Source organism: Amycolatopsis sp. NPDC004079, from assembly GCF_040610415.1.
Taxonomy (GTDB): Bacteria; Actinomycetota; Actinomycetes; order Mycobacteriales; family Pseudonocardiaceae; genus Amycolatopsis; species Amycolatopsis halotolerans.
Window position 1 is genome coordinate 69,083 of the sequence record NZ_JBEXMH010000016.1, and the last position, 16,522, is coordinate 85,604.

Below are 16,522 nucleotides of genomic sequence, written 5' to 3' on the forward strand. Positions count from 1 at the left end.
TCGGGTGGTCAGGCAGCGGGATAGAGAACGATGTCGTCGAGCCGCGTGCGGGCGTGGACCTTGAGCGCGGCGCCCGAGCTGCCCGGCGTGCCGAGCGTGCTGCGGACCAGGCCTTTCGTGCTCTTCGCGTCGACGTCGGCGGCGATGCCCGCGCTGACGCCGACCTCGATCCCGCCCGCCGCGTTCGACAGCTCCACCTGGCCGCGCGTGACCCGCCCGATCCGGATCGGGCAGTTGGCCGCCTTGGCGACGACGCTGCCGTCGGCCGTCCCGATGTCGAAGCTGCCGTTCGAGCCGCCGAGATCGACGTCGGCGCGAGCGTGGCCGATCCAGACCTTGCCGCTCGTGCCCTGGTAGCGGATCTCGCCGTCGGCCTCGCCGATCCGCAGACCCGCCGTGCTGCCCTCGATGACCGCCGCGCCGGAGACGTGGCCGACCGCGAGCCCGCCCGCGCCGAGGCTGCCGCGCAGCGCGGCGACCCGGTCGAGCTGAACCTGGCCCGAGCCGATGTTGACCTCGCAGTCGCCGAGGACGCCGTCCGCCCGCACCTCGGTCCAGGCCGTGTTGAGGACGAGCCCGGACCCGGCGGGCAGTTCGATCGCGATCTCGACGGAGCCGGTCTGGCTGCCGGACTTGGTGGTCTTGACCGACAGCACGCCGTCGGCGAACTCGACCTTGGTCTTCTCGGCGACCTTCACGTCGGTGGGGTTCGCCGCGTTGACGGGTTGCACCCGGACGACGGTGTCGGTGCGCTCGGCGGCGGTGATCCGGACGCGGGCGCCGGCGGTGGTGAGGGCGGCGGTGATGGGGTTCGGGGTGGTGAAGGTGGACATTTTCGGTCTCCTTGGCTGGCTTGGCGGTTCGTTGTGACCACATTCGCCTGCTGGGGAGACACGCGGCTGTCACGGCTCAGACGCGGCGGAGCGCACCCGTGTCAGTGCCGGTGTCAGTGTTGTCAGGCCCGTTCGCGGCTGCGGGCCCGGTGGTTGGCGACGCTGACGCGGTTGCCGCAGAGGTCGGGCATGCAGTAGCGGCGACGTCCGGCGCGGCTGGTGTCGACGAAGACGCCGTCGCAGTCCGGTGCGGCGCAGTGCCGGAACCGGTCGTGGCCGAGCGACTGCAAGGCGCCGAGCAGACCAGTCCCGAACACCGCGGCCAGTTCGTCGGCCAGCGCCGCGTGCGGTGCGGTTTCGGCGTGCCATTGCCAGCGGCCATTGGCGTCGCGATGCAGCAGCGGCCCGGTTCCCGCCCGGGCGACCAGTTCGCCGGCGCGGCGGGCGACCTCGTCCTCGTCCGCCTCCAGCACGGCGCGGATCTCGTCGCGGAGGGCGTGCACCTCCGCTAGGTCGTCGCTCTTCCTGGTCGCGCCCGGGCAAATGCCGTGCTCGGCGAGAAACCGGTCCAGTGCCGGGGAATCTGGGAGTGCGTCACCCGCACTGCGCACCCGGGGAGACGTGTTGACCAGGTCCGTCGCCGCGCCCGCCCCGGCTGCGTAACCGTTAAAAGCTATCTTCACGCCTTACTCCCTGTTAGGGTAACCGTTGCAAGGACACTTTACCCCTTACGGAGGAGAGCTATGCCCACGCGCACCGCGACCTGGCCGCTGACCGACCGGATCCGGGTGTCCGGCGGCGAGGTCGCGGCCGGCGTGTTCGGCGAAGGGTCGCCGGTGGTCCTGACCCACGGGACTCCGGCGTCGTCCTACCTGTGGCGCGAGGTGGTCCCAGTGCTGGCCCGCAAGCACACGGTGTACGTCTGGGACCTGCTCGGTTTCGGCGATTCCCGTCCCGGCCCGGGGGTCGCCCCGTCGATCGCCCGGCAGTCCAGGACTCTCGCGGAACTGGTGGCGCACTGGGGGCTCGAGTCGCCCGCGCTGGTCGGCCACGACATCGGCGGCGGGATCGTGGTGCGGGCGCATCTGGCCGACAACGTGGCCGTCAGCAGGCTGGCGCTGGTGGACGCGGCCGTCCTCGGTCCGTGGAACACGCCCTTCACCGAGCACATGCAGCGGCACGCGGCCGCTTACCGCACCATGCCGCCGCACGTTTTCGCCGACCTCATCGCGCCCCGGATGCGCACCGCCACCCACCACGCGATGTCCGACCAGGTCGCCGCCGCGTATCTCGCGCCCTGGGCCGGACCCGAGGGACAGCAACGCTGGATCGACCAGGTCGCCGCCGTCCGCTTCGACGACGTGCGCGAAGTGACGCACCGGCTCGACCGGGTCGCGGTGCCGACGCTGGTGCTCTGGGGCGAGCGCGACCAGTGGCTCGACCTCGCGACCGGCGATCGGCTCGCCGCGGCGATTCCCGGCGCGCGGCGGGAGAACATCCCCGGCGCGGGGCATTTCGCACCCGAGGACAATCCCGCCGATACCGCCGAGGCGCTCTTGCGTTTCCTCGGCTGATCCACGCCGGGGATAAGAAATTCTGATCGAGAACACTGCGAAAGCAGCGAACGGGAACGGATTTCCTGCGCCACCCGGCCCAATTCGCCGCCGAATCGTTTTCGGTGCTCCCCGGCTGTGGTGAACTCGGGTGCCAGAAGGACTTCGCGTTCAAAGGGGATAAGTCGTGGTGATTCTTTCCTTGCTGGGTTCGAGCGTGCTGGCGGCCGGAGTGCTGTCGACGTCCGGGACGGCCGTCGCGCCGGTTCCTTGCGACGCGGCCAGCCTCAGTTCCGCGATCGCGGTCGCCAACGCGCATCCGGGCAGTTCGCTCGACCTGACGGAGAATTGCACCTACCAGCTCACCTCGGCGCTGCCCGCGATCACCGCGCCGACGACCGTCAACGGCCATCACGCCACTCTCGCCCGCACGCAGACTGCCGCGCTGTTCCGCATTCTGCGCACCGACGCGTCATTGGTTTCGATTTCCGATCTTTCACTCACCGGCGGCCGCACCGCACCGGGCGAAGACGGCGGCGGCATTCTCAACACCGGTGCGCTGACTCTGAGCCGGGTGACGATCCGCGGCAATTCCACCGGCGACGGCCCGCCCGCCGCGGACGGCGGATCCGGCGGCGGCGTGTTCAGTTCGGGCGGCACACTGTCGATTTCCGACAGCACAGTCGCCGCCAACTCCACCGGCAGCGGCGGGCCCTGGGCCAGGGTCGGCACAGGCGGTTTCCCCGGTTCGGGCGGCAATGGCGGCGGAATCGCGGTTCGCCAGGGCGTGGTGAAGGTCGAGCACAGTTCGGTCGACGGAAACCGGACCGGGACCGGCGGCGACAGTTCGACGGCTCCCGGCGCCGAGGGAGACAACTGGGCGCACGGCGGACACGGCGGCGGGATCTGGAGCACCCAGCGCACCACCGTCACCGACAGTTCCGTGTGCGACAACACCGCGGGCGACGGCGGGATCGGCGGGCCGGTCGGCAGTTCGCCCGCCGGATCCGCCGGTCATGGCGGGCCTGGCGGAAACGGCGGCGGGGCATACGTCGCCGGTGACACGACGTTCGCCCGCGGCACGGTATGCCGCAACACTTCCGGCGGCGGGGGCACCGGTGGCTCCGGCACGACCCGCGGCTATGACGGGAACGCGGGCGACGGGGGCGGAATCTGGACCGGCGCGGGCCAAGCGACCCTCGACGGCACGACAGTCGCCGACAACCGCACCGGCTCGCCCGGCTCCGCCCGGCCAGGAACTCCGGGCTCCGGCGGCGGGGTCTACGACCACACCGGCGAACTGACCGTCACCGGCGGCCTGGTCGCCCGCAACCGCGCCGGGCAAGACGGCGGCGGCATCGGGCTGCACAGCACGCGGAAGCGCCCAGTCGCGCAGTTCCGGATCACCGGGGCGAGGATCGCCGACAACGTCGCGGGCGGCAGCGGCGGCGGAATCGTGATCTCCAGCGTCCACGGCGCCGCGGCGCACGTTCTGGCCGACAGCGTCGTCACCGGGAACACCGCGGCCAGGGGCGGCGGGATGCACGTCGGCTCCGGCAACACGGTGAAGCTGGAGCACACTGCCATCACCGGCAACCGTCCCGACGACTGCGATCCGGCCGGATGCCAGGGCTCCCGCTGAGGTCCGGAGGCAGCGGTCGAACGCGGGCCGGCGCGGCGACAAAGCCGAAGCTGCCTGCGAATTCGCTCTTTTTCGTTCTCGCATCTCACGTTTCGCGGGCGGCGCGCGTCTACGAGACGGAAGAGAGGGGACGCAAGTGAGCGCATCGCCGTCGAGGCCGGGCCCGGGCCGGTCGCCGCGGGCGGGGCATTCCGGCACGCTCGGGGTGACCGGCGACCTCGCCGCGGCTGCCACGACCACGTCTTCAGCGGGATGGACATGCAACTGCCTTTCGAGCACATAGTCGCGCGGCACGGGGCCACTGTGCTGCGCGTCTGCCGGGTCGTCCTCGGCCCGCACGACGCGGACGACGCCTGGTCGGAGACCTTTCTCTCCGCCCTGCGCGCCTATCCCGACCTGCCGGAGACGGCGAACGTCGAGGCGTGGCTCGTGACGATCGCGCACCGCAAGACCGTCGACGTGCTGCGCGCCGCCAACCGGAATCCGCTGCCCGTCGGCGAGATCCCGGAGGAGCCGGGACCGCGGGACGTCCCCGATCTCGAAGACCGCGACCTGTGGGCCGCGGTGCGCGGTCTCCCGGACAAGCAGCGCCAGGCCGTCGCCTACCGCTACGTCGCCGGGCTGCCCTACGCCGAGATCGCGGAGATCCTCGGCGGCTCGGTCGACGCGGCACGCAGAGCCGTCGCGGACGGCATCAAGAACCTCAGAAAGAACCGTACGGGCGCGATCGCGAGAGGAGCATCGTCATGAACGGCATCCGCAACGACGACGACCTGGTCGCGCTGCTGTCGACGCACGTGGACGCCGATCTCCTCGACCGGCTGCACGCCCGGCTGGAACGGGACGCCGACCACGCCGGACTGATCGACGTCGCCTACTCCACTGTGGACTCACCGGTCGGAAAACTGCTGCTTGCCGCGACGCCTGCGGGCCTGGTCCGCGTGGCGTTCGCCGGCGAGGACCACGACCGGGTGCTGGAAACCCTCGGCGAGAAACTGAGCCCGCGGATCCTGCGCGCGCCGAAGCGGCTGGACGAGGCCGCGCGGGAGATCGAGGAGTACTTCGCCCGGAACCGCCGGACGTTCGACGTGCCCTTGGACCTGTCCCTCTCGCGTGGTTTCCGGCGGCTCGTGCAGACGCATCTGCCCGAAATCGGCTACGGCGAGACCCGCAGCTACCGGGACATGGCCGAACTCGTCGGCAGCCCGAGGGCCGTCCGCGCGGTCGGCACCGCGTGCGCGACCAACCCGCTGCCGATCGTCGTCCCGTGCCATCGCGTGCTGCGTTCCGACGGCACGCTCGGCGGGTACATCGGCGGCACCGAGGCCAAGACCGCGCTGTTGAACCTGGAGAGGGCATGAGCACCGCACGGCGAAAGACCCGGGACCGCTGGCGCGAACGCGTCGAAGCGGGGGACTGGGCCGCGATCACCGCCGAGGTCAACGAGTACGGCGGCGCGCTGCTGCCGCGGTTGCTGGCCCCGGAGGAAACCGAAGAGATCAGAGAGCTCTACGGGCGGGACGAGTTGTTCCGCAGCACCGTCGACATGGGACGGCATCGTTTCGGCCGGGGCGAGTACCGGTACTTCCACGCACCGTATCCGGAGCCGGTCGAGCGGCTGAAACAAGCGTTGTATCCGCGTCTTCTGCCGATCGCCCGCGACTGGTGGGCGAAACTCGGCCGTCCCGCGCCCTGGCCGGACACGCTCGACGAGTGGCTCCGGATGTGTCACGACGCGGGCCAGCCGAAGTCGACGGCGATCCTGCTCCGCTACGCGGAGAAGGACTGGAACGCGCTCCACCGCGACCTGTACGGCGACCTGGTGTTCCCGCTGCAGGTCGTGATCAACCTGAACGAGCCGGGCGTGGACCACACCGGCGGGGAATTCCTGTTGCTGGAACAGCGTCCCCGCGCCCAGTCCCGGGGCACGGCGACCCTGCTGCCGCACGGGCACGGCTATCTGTTCACCACCCGCGACCGCCCGGTCGAATCCGCCAGGGGCTGGTCGGCCGCGCCGGTCCGGCACGGGGTGTCCGCCATCAGGTCGGGCGAACGGCACACCTTGGCGCTCGTTTTCCACGACGCGGCATGACCTACACCCTGCTCGGACCAGACGGTCGCGGCTACCGGTCTCCGGTCAAAGGACGATGGGGCGGCCACCGCGCAGCGAGAATCTACGGACGGCTCGACTGCCCGTCCGCGCGGCGCGCGATCGCTTGCGGCGGCTACGTCCGGCAGCGGGTCTTCTTCGCCGACGAGGCCACCGCGATCGCGGCCGGCTTCCGCCCGTGCGCACGCTGCTGCGCGGACCGATACCGGAAATGGAAGAACGGCGAACCATGGAAACGCTGACCAGTCCGTTGCTGACCAGTCCCGCCACACACGACTCGGACCCGACCGCCACTGACGCCGAGGTCGAAGCCATCGTCCGGCTCGCCCGCGATCGCGGCGCCAGGGACATCGCGATCGGCTCCGGCCGCACCGCCCGTGCCGTCGCGACCGCCCGGGCGGTCGAATCCGCCTGGGACAAGGCAGGCGGCCGGACTCTCGCCACCGTCACCTGGCCCGAGACCGGCGCGTCCTGGCTGCGCCCCGCGTCGCGCTTCGCCGCGACGGACCCCGATCTGTGGATCATGACCGGACCGGCGACCGGCTGGGCGCAGATGACCCGGCGGCTCCTGTGGTCCACCCGCTGGCGCCCGGACCGCACCCTCGCGACGGCCGCGATCGGCGATCCGCGCACCCTCGCCCTCGTCGGCCTCGCCACCCTGGACGGCCTGTCCGGGGCCACCGCGGCGGGCGCTTCGTGGCGGGTGAACCACGACTGGCCGAAAAGGACGAACGCATGACACCGGACCCGGACGTCGTCGTCGGGGACGACGGGCTCGCCCGCCCCGCGTGGGCCGCCGCCGACCCGCTGCTGCGCGGCTACTACGACACCGAATGGGGAATGCCCGTCACCGACGAGCACGGCGTCTACGAACGCGTCAGCCTCGAAGGCTTCCAGGCGGGCTTGTCCTGGGCGACGATCCTCCGCAAACGCCCCGCCTTCCGCGCCGCGTTCGCCGACTTCGTCCCGGACAAGGTCGCCGGCTACACCGAGACCGACGTCGAACGGCTGATGGCCGACGCCGGGATCGTTCGCAACCGGAAGAAAATCGAGGCGACGGTCGCCAACGCTCGCGCCACTGTCGCGCTGCGACAGGAGATGGGGCTCGCCGAATTGGTGTGGTCGTTCCGGCCGGAGGACACGCCCCGTCCGGTTCGGTTCGACGAGATCCCCACGAAGTCCGCCGAATCCATTGCCCTGTCGAAAGAACTGCGCCGGCGCGGGTTCGCCTTCGTCGGGCCGACCACCATGTACGCGCTCATGGAGGCGATCGGCGTCGTCGACACCCACCTGCTCGGCTCGCACCGGCGGGGCAGTTCGGGAATCTGGGCCGCGTGACGCTGCCGTGCCAGGCGGTCAGGCGGTGGTGCGGGTGACGAAGCCGGCGATGGCGTCCTCCATTTGCCGGAGGCCGGGGTCTTCGAGGGGATAGTGGCCGGCGTTGTCGAGCATGACGGTGTCGACGGGGACCTTGGTGATGCGGGAGAGGACCGGCACGCTGAGGCGGTGCGGGGTCCAGCGGTCTTCGGCGGGCTGGGTGAGCAGGACGGGGCAAGCGTCGAAGTCGGGCGGTTCGACGGCGGGGGTGTAGGTGGCGTAGCTGTCGAGGAACCGGACGCTGACCCAGTTGGCGGCGGAGGTGCGGTCCTTCATGAGGACCTTCATGGCGTCCGGGTCGTTGGCGAGCGCGGACATCTTGGAGGCGAGGCTCATCGGGTATTTGGCCGCGGCGGCGGGGGTTTTCGCGAGCAGGCCCATGAGCGGGACACCGGCCCGGGCGGTGAGCTTGTCGTGCGAGGTTTCGTCGCGGACCTGCTGGTCGCGCTGGTCGAGGAAGGTCATGCCGACGATGCCGCGCAGCGTGCCGCGGGGAGCTTTGGCCGCGACGTGGTAAGTCAGCATGCCGCCGGCGCTGAGCCCGTAGAGGACGATCGGGCGGTCGTCGCGGGACTGTTCGTGGGCAAGGAAGTCGACGACGAGGTCGACCCAGTCGTCGTAGGAGGGCGTGGTGCCGGGTTTGACCTGGGTGAGACCGTAGCCGAGGTTGTCCAGGGCGACGGTCTCGAAGCCGCGCCTGGCCAGCGGGCCGCCGAGGATGAGGGACATCTGGCGGCCGTTGGTGCCGACGCCGTGGTGGAGGACGACTTTGGCCTTCGCGTCCGGGTTGCGGTAGCGGTCGAGGTGGACGCGGTGGCCGTGCCAGTCCCAGTACTCCTCCTCGGGAGCGGTGGAGTCGGTCAGGCGCAGCCTTTCGGGCAGGAACTGCTGGAGGTCGCGCCATGCCTGCTGGTCGCGGTAATACGCGGTGTTCATCCGGGAACGCCTTTCGGGTGGGGCCAACCTGAGACGGTCAGCCAGAGGTGGCCGCAGGACGGGCCAAGGCCCCGCGGGTGATCATGTGCACGCCAGTCTCGAGTTCGCCGCGCACGGCGTCGGCGTCACGCAGGTCGTCCTCGAGCCCGCGCGTGAAGGTGAGCAGAACGGCGGCGGCCTGCCGCGCACCGTCGGGCACGGCCTCTGCCAGCGCTGAGGTCAGGAGCTCGGCGAGGCGGTCGATGTAGCCGGTCACCAGGCCGGGAGCCTGGGCCGTGGCCGCGGACAGCAACTCCTGGGCGTGCGCGGGGCTGTCCTGCCAGAGCCGAATGGCGACTTCCAGTTTCACCGTGAGCACAGCGAGGACCTTCTCGTCCGGCGCACCCGCGGCGTCGGCCGCTTCCTGTGCCGCCGCACCGGCGCGCTCCAGCAGGGACTGGACGACCTTCGTGATCGCCTCTTCCTTGCTGCCGACGTACTTGTAGACCGTCGGACGCGACAGCTGCGCCTCCTCGACGATGTCGGAGATCGTGGTACGGCGATAGCCGGTGCGGCAGAAGCAGCGGTACGCGGCGTCGAGGACGATCTGGGAGGAGGGAACCTTCGGCATGCTTACAAATTTAACACGCGATTGGAAAAGTGTAAAGTTTGGTGTCAGGCGGGGGAGTGCGAGAGGTTCCCCGGCACTGGTTGCGAGAGCTGATCGAGCGGCACGCCCGCTGACCCTCGACTGTCCCCGGAGACCGCTGCCGGGCGACGAGGATTGGCCGAGTCCGGAGAAGCAGCAGTACCGGGCCAACCCACCCGGGCTTGAGTGTCCACTATGGACTCATCGGAGCAGCGTGCGACACCCTATCGGCCCTGGAACGGAGGGGCACCTGGCTTTAGCATGCGACCGAGGACGTTTCCGGTCTCGCTGGGAGGTTCCTGTGCGCCCGAGTTCAGGTGTTCTGGCGGCGCTCACCGGGCTGACGTTCTTCGCGGCCCCGGTCGCACACGCCACCGGTTCTGTGTCGGTCAGCGGCGGCGACGCGATCTGGGGTACGGGAGGCGTTCGCTGCAGCGTCGGGTTCAACGTGCACAGCCACGACGCGCCCGCGCTGCTGACCGCCGGTCGCTGCGGCCAAGGTGCCAGCGACTGGTACGCCGACCCCGGGCTGACCCAGCACATCGCCACGACCGCGCTGGTCGGCTTCCCCGGCAACGACTACGTCCTCGCGATCTACGACCAGGGCGTCTCGGCGCCGAGCACCGTGAACCTCCACGACGGGACCTTCGCGACGATCACCAGCGCGGGCGACGCCGCTATCGGACAACGGGTCACCCGTTCCGGAGCCGAGACCGGGGTGCGGACCGGCACCGTCACCGGGCTGAACATGACCGTGAACTTTCCCGAAGGCACCGTCTCCGGCCTGATCCGGACCGACATCTGCGCCGAGCCAGGCGACAACGGCGGCTCGCTGTTCGACGGCTCCGCGGCGCTCGGCCTCACCGTCGGCATCATCGGGGACTGCGCTTCCGGCGGCGAGAGCTTCTACGAGCCGGTGCCGACCGTACTGGCGGCGGTCGGGGCGACCATTCCCTGATCCTGGGCGAACGGCGCGGGCAGTGGACAAGGCAGTGTCGGTTTCGCATCGAGCGCGGCGTGAGTTTATGGCGGCTTCGGGGAGTGCCGAGAGCGCCGGAGTCGGCGTTGACCTTCTTTCTGGTCTTCAACATCGGCGCGGCCGTGGTTGTCATCCTCGCGGGCGCGCTTGCCGACCGGATCCGGCGGCGCTGGTGGTCATCGGTCCGGGGGATGGGCAGGAAGACTCGACTGTCGGGGCAGATGCCGGAGACTCCCCGTCACGCGGTCTTTGGGGCGGTGGACGAAGCGCGAGTGTCTGCTGAATCCGGACGATGCGAGCGCGGTTCCGGAGGTCGGGTCCCCGCCGCGGCGGCAGTCTCGTCCGGAGATCGTGTCGGTGGAGACCTTCCTTCAGACACGGTCGTTGCGCGGCCGAGGGACTAGGCGGCCGTAATCATTGCCGCGGGTCCCTTTTGCGGCGCTGCCAGAAGGCTTCGATGATCTCCGTGAGCTCCGCTCGGTCGGCTTCGTCCAGACTGGCCGTGCGGATGTTGATCGTGACCTGCATCTCGGCGAGTTCGGCGAGTTCGGGCTTGGAGCGTTGCATCTCCATCAAGCGGTCGAGTTCGGCGTCGACACGCTCGGCGACTTCGGAGTCGGTGAAGTAGCCGGCTGAGACCCCGAAGGCGCCGGCGATTCCGACGAGGTGATCCAGCGTCGGGTTGTCGCGGACGCCGCTGCGCAGCTGGGAGATGTAGGCCGACGAGATCGATCCTCCGAGCTGCTTGACCCGCGCGGCCAGGTGCCGGTTGGTGATCGGCCGCTGTCCAGCGGGATGAAGCACCTCGAACAGCCGATTGAGCTTCTCGGCGATCGTGTGCGGCCGATTGGCCGCGTCGCCCGGGCTGTCCCCATTGCTCAACTTCGATCACCCGCCTTCCTGTGCCAGGCGCGCCCGCGTGGCCGGATTGTTCCAGCCCAGCATGCCATCCGGTCCCAATGAAGCAAACACCAGCTACGTTGCGGTTGTGTTTAGTTAGCTGATGTGCCACTGTCTTGAGAGAGGTTAGTGCTCGGATCGTCGCAATGAGGCCCGATCGAGCACTCTCGAACGCCCGTCCGTTTGCTCGCACAGGGTCGTCGGCGCAGCGGACATCATGGATGTTCTCCAGTTTCAGGCAGGCTCGGCAGCGCGGGTGTCCGCCCCGCCGCGGAGCGGCAATCAGCGCTACAGCGCCGTTTCAACTAGCGCGCGACGTCAGTCACTATCGTCCAGCGCGAGGCGATCGGCTGGGGTGACCCGAGAGCAAGAGGGGTCGCAGATCTCAGCCGGGGACTCGTGACGGTACCGGAGGGGGCCTCATGGCGACGATTCATCTGACCGGTCCGAGCAACCTCGATCCCGCGCGACTGCCGGCGATGCGGTTGGCGGCGCTGAACTGCCTTGCCGTTGGCAAGGCGGGAAAACCGGATCTCGTGCGGGACGCGCGAGCGTCTCTGGGCGAGACGCCCTAGTCAACGCCATTTCGCCACGCGCGCGGCCGACCGCCGGCGCGCATCGAGCCAGGTTTTGTTCACGACGGGACGGCACGTCCAGCCCGCTCGCCCCACGACGTTGCGCGGAATCGGCCCGGCCGTGCCGACGACCGCACGGGCAGGCAGGCAGCTCTGGGCGGCCGATATTCATTAGGCGGCGGGAAATAGTCCTGCCGTGCCGGGAGAACAAACCGGAACTGAAACCGAGTGCGGGGAGGTGAATTTTGAGCGTTGATTCGGGCGCGATTCGAGTCGTCAAATTCGGTGGCACGTCGCTGGCGGACGCGGATCTTGTCGCGGCGGCGGCACAGAAGGTCGTGTCGCTCGCGGACGGCGGTTACTCGGTAGTTGTCGTGGTGTCGGCGCAAGGGGGTACTACCAACGAACTCCTCTCCGCGGCCCGGGCAATTGCCCGGAAACCGTCCGCGCGCGAAGTGGACCAGTTGCTGATTACCGGCGAAGCCGCGTCCGCCGCGCTTCTGGCGATGGCTGTCGACGCCCGCGGTCGCGCGGCGACGTCACTGGTCGGCGTGCAAACTGGAATCAGGGCACAGGGCAGGCACGGCTGGGGCCGAATGGCTGAAATCGATCGGCGGAGGATTGACGTCCTGCTTCACAAAGGCCACGTTGTCGTTGTCGCCGGGTTTCACGGCGTGACATTCAAGGAAGAAGTGCTCACGCTCGGCAGGGGTGGATCGGACACCGCGGCGGTCGGGCTCGCCGCGGCGCTCGGCGCCTCCGATTGCGAAATATATACCGACGTCGACGGCGTGTTCACCGCGGATCCCCATCTCGTTCCCGCCGCGCGATTGCTGGCGGGAGTGTCCGCCGAGGTGATGGTGGAGATGTCCTACGCGGGCGCCAGGGTCCTGCATCCCCGCGCGGTCGACCTCGCGTTGCGGCATTGCATAGACATCCATGTTCGAAATTCGCTGAGGCCGTCGACCGGGACGACGGTGTTCAGCGGACTTCGGAAAGGAATTCAGGGAATGATCGAGGATTCAGGGGCGGTCGTGGGCGTAGCGCACGACCGCGCAAAGGCTCGCGTGATAGTGTGGAACCGTCCGAGTTCTCTCGACTGCACCCCGGAGTTTCTCGGTGCGCTCGCCGAAGAGTCGATCGAGATCGACGTCGTTGTCCGGCAGGGAAGCTCGGAATCCGGATTCGAACTTGATTTCGTCGTGTCCCTCGACCAGCTTGACGCTGTTTTCGAGGCGGCTGCTGAACTCGGCCTCGAGACGACGTCGGACCGAAACATCGCGACCGTCTCCCTGGTCGGCACGAGAATGCTCGAGCGTCCGGGAATCCTCTCCCGGTCGCTGAGCTCTCTGCGATCGTCGAGAATCGAGGTCAAATCCTTCTCGGTCGCCCAGAATCGCATCAGCCTCATCGTTCCGGAAGAGCACTCCGGCAGCGCGGTGAACGTGCTCCACCGGAGCATGGGACTCGCTTCACGGCGGGACTGCTCCGGTTCCGAAGTCAACGTGTGAGCAACAGGAAGAAGGTGTGCGCCGGTGTCACTATCGCTCAACGGATCGTTCGCCAGGAGACTGCGTACTCTGCGTCTCTACAAACACCACGACGAGCGCCTCTTGGTCATCCCGCTGGACCATCCCGTCGGCAATGGGCCGGTCACCGGCGGCAGGCGGGTGAATCAGCTCGTCGAGCAGATCGCGGCGTCCGGGGCCGATGCGGTGGTCCTGCACAAAGGTTCCCTCCGATACGTCAATCCCCGATGGTTCGCGAGGGTTTCGCTGATCGTGCACCTCAGTGCCAGCACGGTGCACGCGACGGACCCGGACGCGAAATATCTCGTAGCCGGGGTGGAAGAGGCGCTGCGGCTGGGCGCGGACGCGATCAGCGTGCATGTCAATCTGGGCTCGTCCCAGGAGAAAGAGCAGATCAGGGATCTCGCCGCGGTGTCGGATGCCTGTGATCGCTGGAATATCCCGCTCCTGGCCATGATGTACGCGAGAGGGCCGAAGATAGCGAACCCGTACGACCCGGGTTTGGTCGCGCACGCGGCCGCGGTGGCGACCGACCTGGGTGCGGACCTGGTGAAACTCGATTACGTCGGCGATGCCGTCGCCATGCGCGAAATCGTGGACACCTGTCCCGTTCCGGTCGTAGTGGCCGGCGGTCCGGTTCGCGAGGGCGAGGCCCTGACCAGACATGTCGAACAGGTTCTTTCCTGCGGCGTCGCGGGTCTGGCCATCGGGCGCAACGTGTTCACCGCCGCCGACCCGGCGGCGGTGACCCAACTGCTGAGCGGCTTGGTCCACCCCGCCTCGTCCCCGTCTGTTCCGGCACTCGACGCGCCCCTGACCCGCATTGGAGCATTGACATGAAGCTGAGCTGGCTCGATGTGCGTCTTCTCGAACCGGAGTTGCGCACCGCCGTCATCGAAGAAGCCATCCACCAGGGCGTCGACGCGGTCGTGTCCGATGACCCCGCCGTGCTCGCCGCGCTGCCCCCGACGGTGCGCACGGTTTACCTGGCCGACGGCGAGGACCTGCGGGAACTGCCGAATGTCTCCGTCGTCATCGTCGACGCGGCGGACACCACCGCACTCGCGGTGCGCCACCCGGAGATCGAGTTCGGCCGCTACGTCGAGATCGTCGACGCGCCCTCCCTCGAGGAAGCCTGCCGAGCCGCGCGAGAGGAACGCTGGAGCCTGCTGAAGTTCCGCGACCCGACGAAGATCCCGCTGGAGATCGTCATCGCGGCGGCCTCCGGGGCCGAGGGCAACATCATCACGGTGGCCGAGGACGTGACCGAGGCCGAGATCATTTTCGGGGTCCTTGAGCACGGCTCGGACGGGGTGGCGATGGCGCCTGGCCGAGTGGGCGACGCCACCGCACTCCTGTCTGCCGCCAATGCGGTCCTGCCACCGCTCGCGCTGACCGAACTGACCGTTACCGGGACCGCGCATGTGGGCATGGGCGAACGAGCGTGCGTCGACACCTGTTCTTATCTTGGCCAGGACGAAGGGATCCTGGTCGGTTCGCACTCCAAAGGGATGATCTTGTGCGTGAGCGAGACCCATCCTCTGCCGTACATGCCTACCCGGCCGTTCCGGGTCAATGCCGGCGCCATCCACTCGTACACCCTCGGGGCGAACGAACGGACCAACTATCTGTCCGAACTCAAGGCCGGGGCCTCCGTCACCGCCGTGAACGTCAAGGGAGAAGCACGGCTCGTCACGGTCGGGCGGGTCAAGATCGAAAGCCGGCCCCTGATCTCCGTCGACGCGACGGCTCCGGACGGAACCGAGGTCAACCTGATCCTGCAGGACGACTGGCACGTCCGGGTGCTCGGTCCCGGCGGGGTCGTGCTCAATTCCACCGAGTTGAAGGCCGGCGACGCGGTCTTGGGATATCTGCCCACAGCGGACCGCCACGTCGGCTATCCGATCAACGAGTTCTGCCGGGAGCAGTGAGCAGAGGCATGGCAATCCTGGTCGCCGGAACGGGGTTCGCCCCGGTCGCGCGGCCAACGGGTCCGCCTCGGAAAGTGACGGTAGCTGTATGCGCTCGGTCGATGAATTGCCGTTGTCTGACAGGGCTGCCGGTCCTCCGCGGGCCACCGCTGAGGATCTTCGTGCCTGTATGCGCCTGTTTCCCACCGGCGTCGCTCTGCTGACGGCGGGCGAGGGCGACACCGCGATGGGCATGACCGTCAACTCGGTGGTCAGTGTGTCGCTTTCGCCGCCGATCCTGCTGGTCTCGGTGCATCGGAGTGCACGAATCACCGGACACGTCGTGCCGGGCATGGAGTTCGCTGTGAGCCTCCTCGGCACCGAGCAAGTCCATCTCACGCGACGGTTCGCGGCAGCGGACCGGCCGGTCGGCGAGGCCGCGGTCTCGGTATTGGGCGGGGCGCTGGCGGCCAGCGGCGTTCCGATCCCCGCCGGGGCGCTGGGCGTCGTCCAGTGCGTGGTGGAGCGGACGGTTCCGGTCGGCGACCACGTTTTGGTGCTCGGCCTGGTGGTCTGTGCCGAGGCGAGCGCGGAGGAGAGCTCGCCTCAGGTCTTCCACCGGGGAAGTTTGACCACGGTCGCCCGAGCGGTCCGTTGACGACGGCCCGATTCGGGCGACGGGGGACCGGGCCTGCCGCCCGTACGAACGAGAGGCGAGCACCAAAGTGGACGATCACCTGGTTCAGGCCTATCTGGACCGGATCGGCGTCTCGGAACGCGGTCCGAGTGCGGCGTTCCTCCGGGAGTTGCACGAGCGGCACCTGATGACGATCCCCTTCGAGAACATCGACTACCACCTCGGCGAACCCATCCGGCTCGGCCCGCACGCACTGGACAAGGTCGTCCGCCGCGGCCGGGGCGGAACGTGCCGAGAGCTCAACGGGACGGCATTTCCCAGTCTGCTGCGGGCGCTGGACTTCCCGGTGACCTTGCTGGGCGGCAAGGTTTTCCGCGAAGACGGCCCGAGTTTCGCCCTCGCTCACACGGTCGTCCGGGTGGACACCCCGAGCCCCTGGCTGGCCGACGTCGGCTTCGGCAAGCACGGGGCCCGGTATCCGCTGCGACTGGACACCGGGCTCCGGCAACGAGACCCGAACGGCGTCTTCGAGTTCGTCTCGGGGCCGAACGGGGACCTCGACCTGATGCGGAACGGGACGCCGACGCTCCGGATCGAGAACACGCCCAGAACCGTCGAGGACTTCCGGCCGCTGCTGTGGTGGTACGAGAGCTCTCCCGACTCCCCGTTCCGGAAAAGCTTGTTCTGCACTCGCCTGACCGAAAACGGGCGGATCACGTTGCGGGGCGACGTGCTGACTCGAACGGAGGGGGCGAACCAGGAGAAACGTCAGCTCAACGGCGATTCCGAAATACGACAGGCGTATTGGGAGCACTTCGCCATCGCCCTCGATCGACTGCCGCCGATCCCGCCACCGTGATGCCGCCTGGAGCGATACCCGTCACCAGCAGCAGACTCTCGAAAGGTGCGAGGC

20 protein-coding genes are annotated in these 16,522 nt (G+C 68.9%); 15 read left to right on the forward strand and 5 right to left on the reverse strand.

Going from position 1 to position 16,522, the window contains the following annotated elements; translation table 11 throughout:
- Positions 1–8 precede the first annotated feature (8 nt).
- The gene (locus ABZX37_RS18810) at positions 9–833 is read right to left on the reverse strand and encodes a hypothetical protein (protein ID WP_354741034.1); all 825 of its coding nucleotides are present in this window, start codon (positions 831–833) and stop codon (positions 9–11) included.
- A 122-nt stretch (positions 834–955) separates the two neighbouring features.
- Positions 956–1,516 (reverse strand): CGNR zinc finger domain-containing protein, encoded by a 561-nt coding sequence (locus ABZX37_RS18815; protein WP_354741035.1) that lies wholly within the window; start codon positions 1,514–1,516, stop codon positions 956–958.
- Positions 1,517–1,576: 60 nt separating this feature from the next.
- Between ABZX37_RS18815 and ABZX37_RS18820 the strand changes: the two genes are divergently transcribed.
- The 8 genes from ABZX37_RS18820 to ABZX37_RS18855 all read left to right on the forward strand — a co-directional run bounded on the left by ABZX37_RS18820 (position 1,577) and on the right by ABZX37_RS18855 (position 7,476).
- A complete protein-coding gene (locus ABZX37_RS18820) occupies positions 1,577–2,407 on the forward strand; it encodes an alpha/beta hydrolase (protein WP_354741037.1) in 831 nt (276 codons plus the stop codon).
- A 166-nt stretch (positions 2,408–2,573) separates the two neighbouring features.
- Positions 2,574–4,028, forward strand: a complete 1,455-nt coding sequence (locus ABZX37_RS18825; RefSeq protein WP_354741039.1) for a hypothetical protein — start codon at positions 2,574–2,576, stop codon at positions 4,026–4,028.
- Between the two features lie 258 nt (positions 4,029–4,286).
- Positions 4,287–4,778, forward strand: coding sequence for a sigma-70 family RNA polymerase sigma factor (locus ABZX37_RS18830; RefSeq protein WP_354741041.1), 492 nt, complete (start codon positions 4,287–4,289; stop codon positions 4,776–4,778).
- Positions 4,775–5,389, forward strand: a complete 615-nt coding sequence (locus ABZX37_RS18835) for a methylated-DNA--[protein]-cysteine S-methyltransferase (protein WP_354741043.1) — start codon at positions 4,775–4,777, stop codon at positions 5,387–5,389. Before ABZX37_RS18830 ends, ABZX37_RS18835 begins: the two co-directional genes overlap by 4 nt.
- The gene (locus tag ABZX37_RS18840) at positions 5,386–6,120 is read left to right on the forward strand and encodes a 2OG-Fe(II) oxygenase (RefSeq protein WP_354741045.1); all 735 of its coding nucleotides are present in this window, start codon (positions 5,386–5,388) and stop codon (positions 6,118–6,120) included. Before ABZX37_RS18835 ends, ABZX37_RS18840 begins: the two co-directional genes overlap by 4 nt.
- The gene (locus ABZX37_RS18845) at positions 6,117–6,380 is read left to right on the forward strand and encodes an Ada metal-binding domain-containing protein (protein ID WP_354741047.1); all 264 of its coding nucleotides are present in this window, start codon (positions 6,117–6,119) and stop codon (positions 6,378–6,380) included. Before ABZX37_RS18840 ends, ABZX37_RS18845 begins: the two co-directional genes overlap by 4 nt.
- Complete coding sequence (locus tag ABZX37_RS18850; RefSeq protein WP_354741049.1) at positions 6,368–6,877, forward strand: hypothetical protein; 510 nt, start codon at positions 6,368–6,370, stop codon at positions 6,875–6,877. The genes ABZX37_RS18845 and ABZX37_RS18850 overlap by 13 nt, the downstream gene beginning before the upstream one ends.
- A complete protein-coding gene (locus ABZX37_RS18855; protein WP_354741051.1) occupies positions 6,874–7,476 on the forward strand; it encodes a DNA-3-methyladenine glycosylase I in 603 nt (200 codons plus the stop codon). The genes ABZX37_RS18850 and ABZX37_RS18855 overlap by 4 nt, the downstream gene beginning before the upstream one ends.
- 18 nt (positions 7,477–7,494) lie before the next feature.
- On the opposite strand, the gene ABZX37_RS18860 is transcribed toward ABZX37_RS18855, so the two are convergent.
- Complete coding sequence (locus ABZX37_RS18860) at positions 7,495–8,451, reverse strand: alpha/beta fold hydrolase (protein ID WP_354741052.1); 957 nt, start codon at positions 8,449–8,451, stop codon at positions 7,495–7,497.
- 37 nt (positions 8,452–8,488) lie between these two features.
- A complete protein-coding gene (locus ABZX37_RS18865; protein WP_354741054.1) occupies positions 8,489–9,061 on the reverse strand; it encodes a helix-turn-helix domain-containing protein in 573 nt (190 codons plus the stop codon).
- Positions 9,062–9,380: 319 nt separating this feature from the next.
- Here ABZX37_RS18865 and ABZX37_RS18870 point away from each other — a divergent pair, with 319 nt between their 5' ends.
- Positions 9,381–10,037 carry a S1 family peptidase gene (locus tag ABZX37_RS18870; protein ID WP_354741056.1) on the forward strand — a complete coding sequence of 219 codons (657 nt, stop codon included), beginning with the start codon at positions 9,381–9,383 and terminating at the stop codon, positions 10,035–10,037.
- A 435-nt stretch (positions 10,038–10,472) separates the two neighbouring features.
- Here the strand turns inward: ABZX37_RS18870 and ABZX37_RS18875 are convergent, their stop codons facing one another.
- Positions 10,473–10,940, reverse strand: a complete 468-nt coding sequence (locus tag ABZX37_RS18875; RefSeq protein WP_354741058.1) for a helix-turn-helix domain-containing protein — start codon at positions 10,938–10,940, stop codon at positions 10,473–10,475.
- A 440-nt stretch (positions 10,941–11,380) separates the two neighbouring features.
- Between ABZX37_RS18875 and ABZX37_RS18880 the strand changes: the two genes are divergently transcribed.
- From ABZX37_RS18880 to ABZX37_RS18905, 6 genes are all read left to right on the forward strand, one after another.
- Positions 11,381–11,533: a hypothetical protein gene (locus tag ABZX37_RS18880; protein WP_354741060.1), complete on the forward strand. Its 153-nt coding sequence runs from the start codon at positions 11,381–11,383 to the stop codon at positions 11,531–11,533.
- 245 nt (positions 11,534–11,778) lie between these two features.
- Complete coding sequence (locus ABZX37_RS18885; RefSeq protein ID WP_354741062.1) at positions 11,779–13,044, forward strand: aspartate kinase; 1,266 nt, start codon at positions 11,779–11,781, stop codon at positions 13,042–13,044.
- A gap of 24 nt (positions 13,045–13,068) precedes the next feature.
- Positions 13,069–13,902 (forward strand): 2-amino-3,7-dideoxy-D-threo-hept-6-ulosonate synthase, encoded by an 834-nt coding sequence (locus ABZX37_RS18890; protein ID WP_354741064.1) that lies wholly within the window; start codon positions 13,069–13,071, stop codon positions 13,900–13,902.
- Positions 13,899–14,993 (forward strand): 3-dehydroquinate synthase II, encoded by a 1,095-nt coding sequence (locus ABZX37_RS18895; protein WP_354741066.1) that lies wholly within the window; start codon positions 13,899–13,901, stop codon positions 14,991–14,993. The genes ABZX37_RS18890 and ABZX37_RS18895 overlap by 4 nt, the downstream gene beginning before the upstream one ends.
- Positions 14,994–15,162: 169 nt before the next feature.
- Positions 15,163–15,630, forward strand: coding sequence for a flavin reductase family protein (locus tag ABZX37_RS18900; protein ID WP_354741068.1), 468 nt, complete (start codon positions 15,163–15,165; stop codon positions 15,628–15,630).
- Positions 15,631–15,697: 67 nt separating this feature from the next.
- Positions 15,698–16,468 carry an arylamine N-acetyltransferase gene (locus ABZX37_RS18905; protein WP_354741069.1) on the forward strand — a complete coding sequence of 257 codons (771 nt, stop codon included), beginning with the start codon at positions 15,698–15,700 and terminating at the stop codon, positions 16,466–16,468.
- Positions 16,469–16,522: the final 54 nt, after the last annotated feature.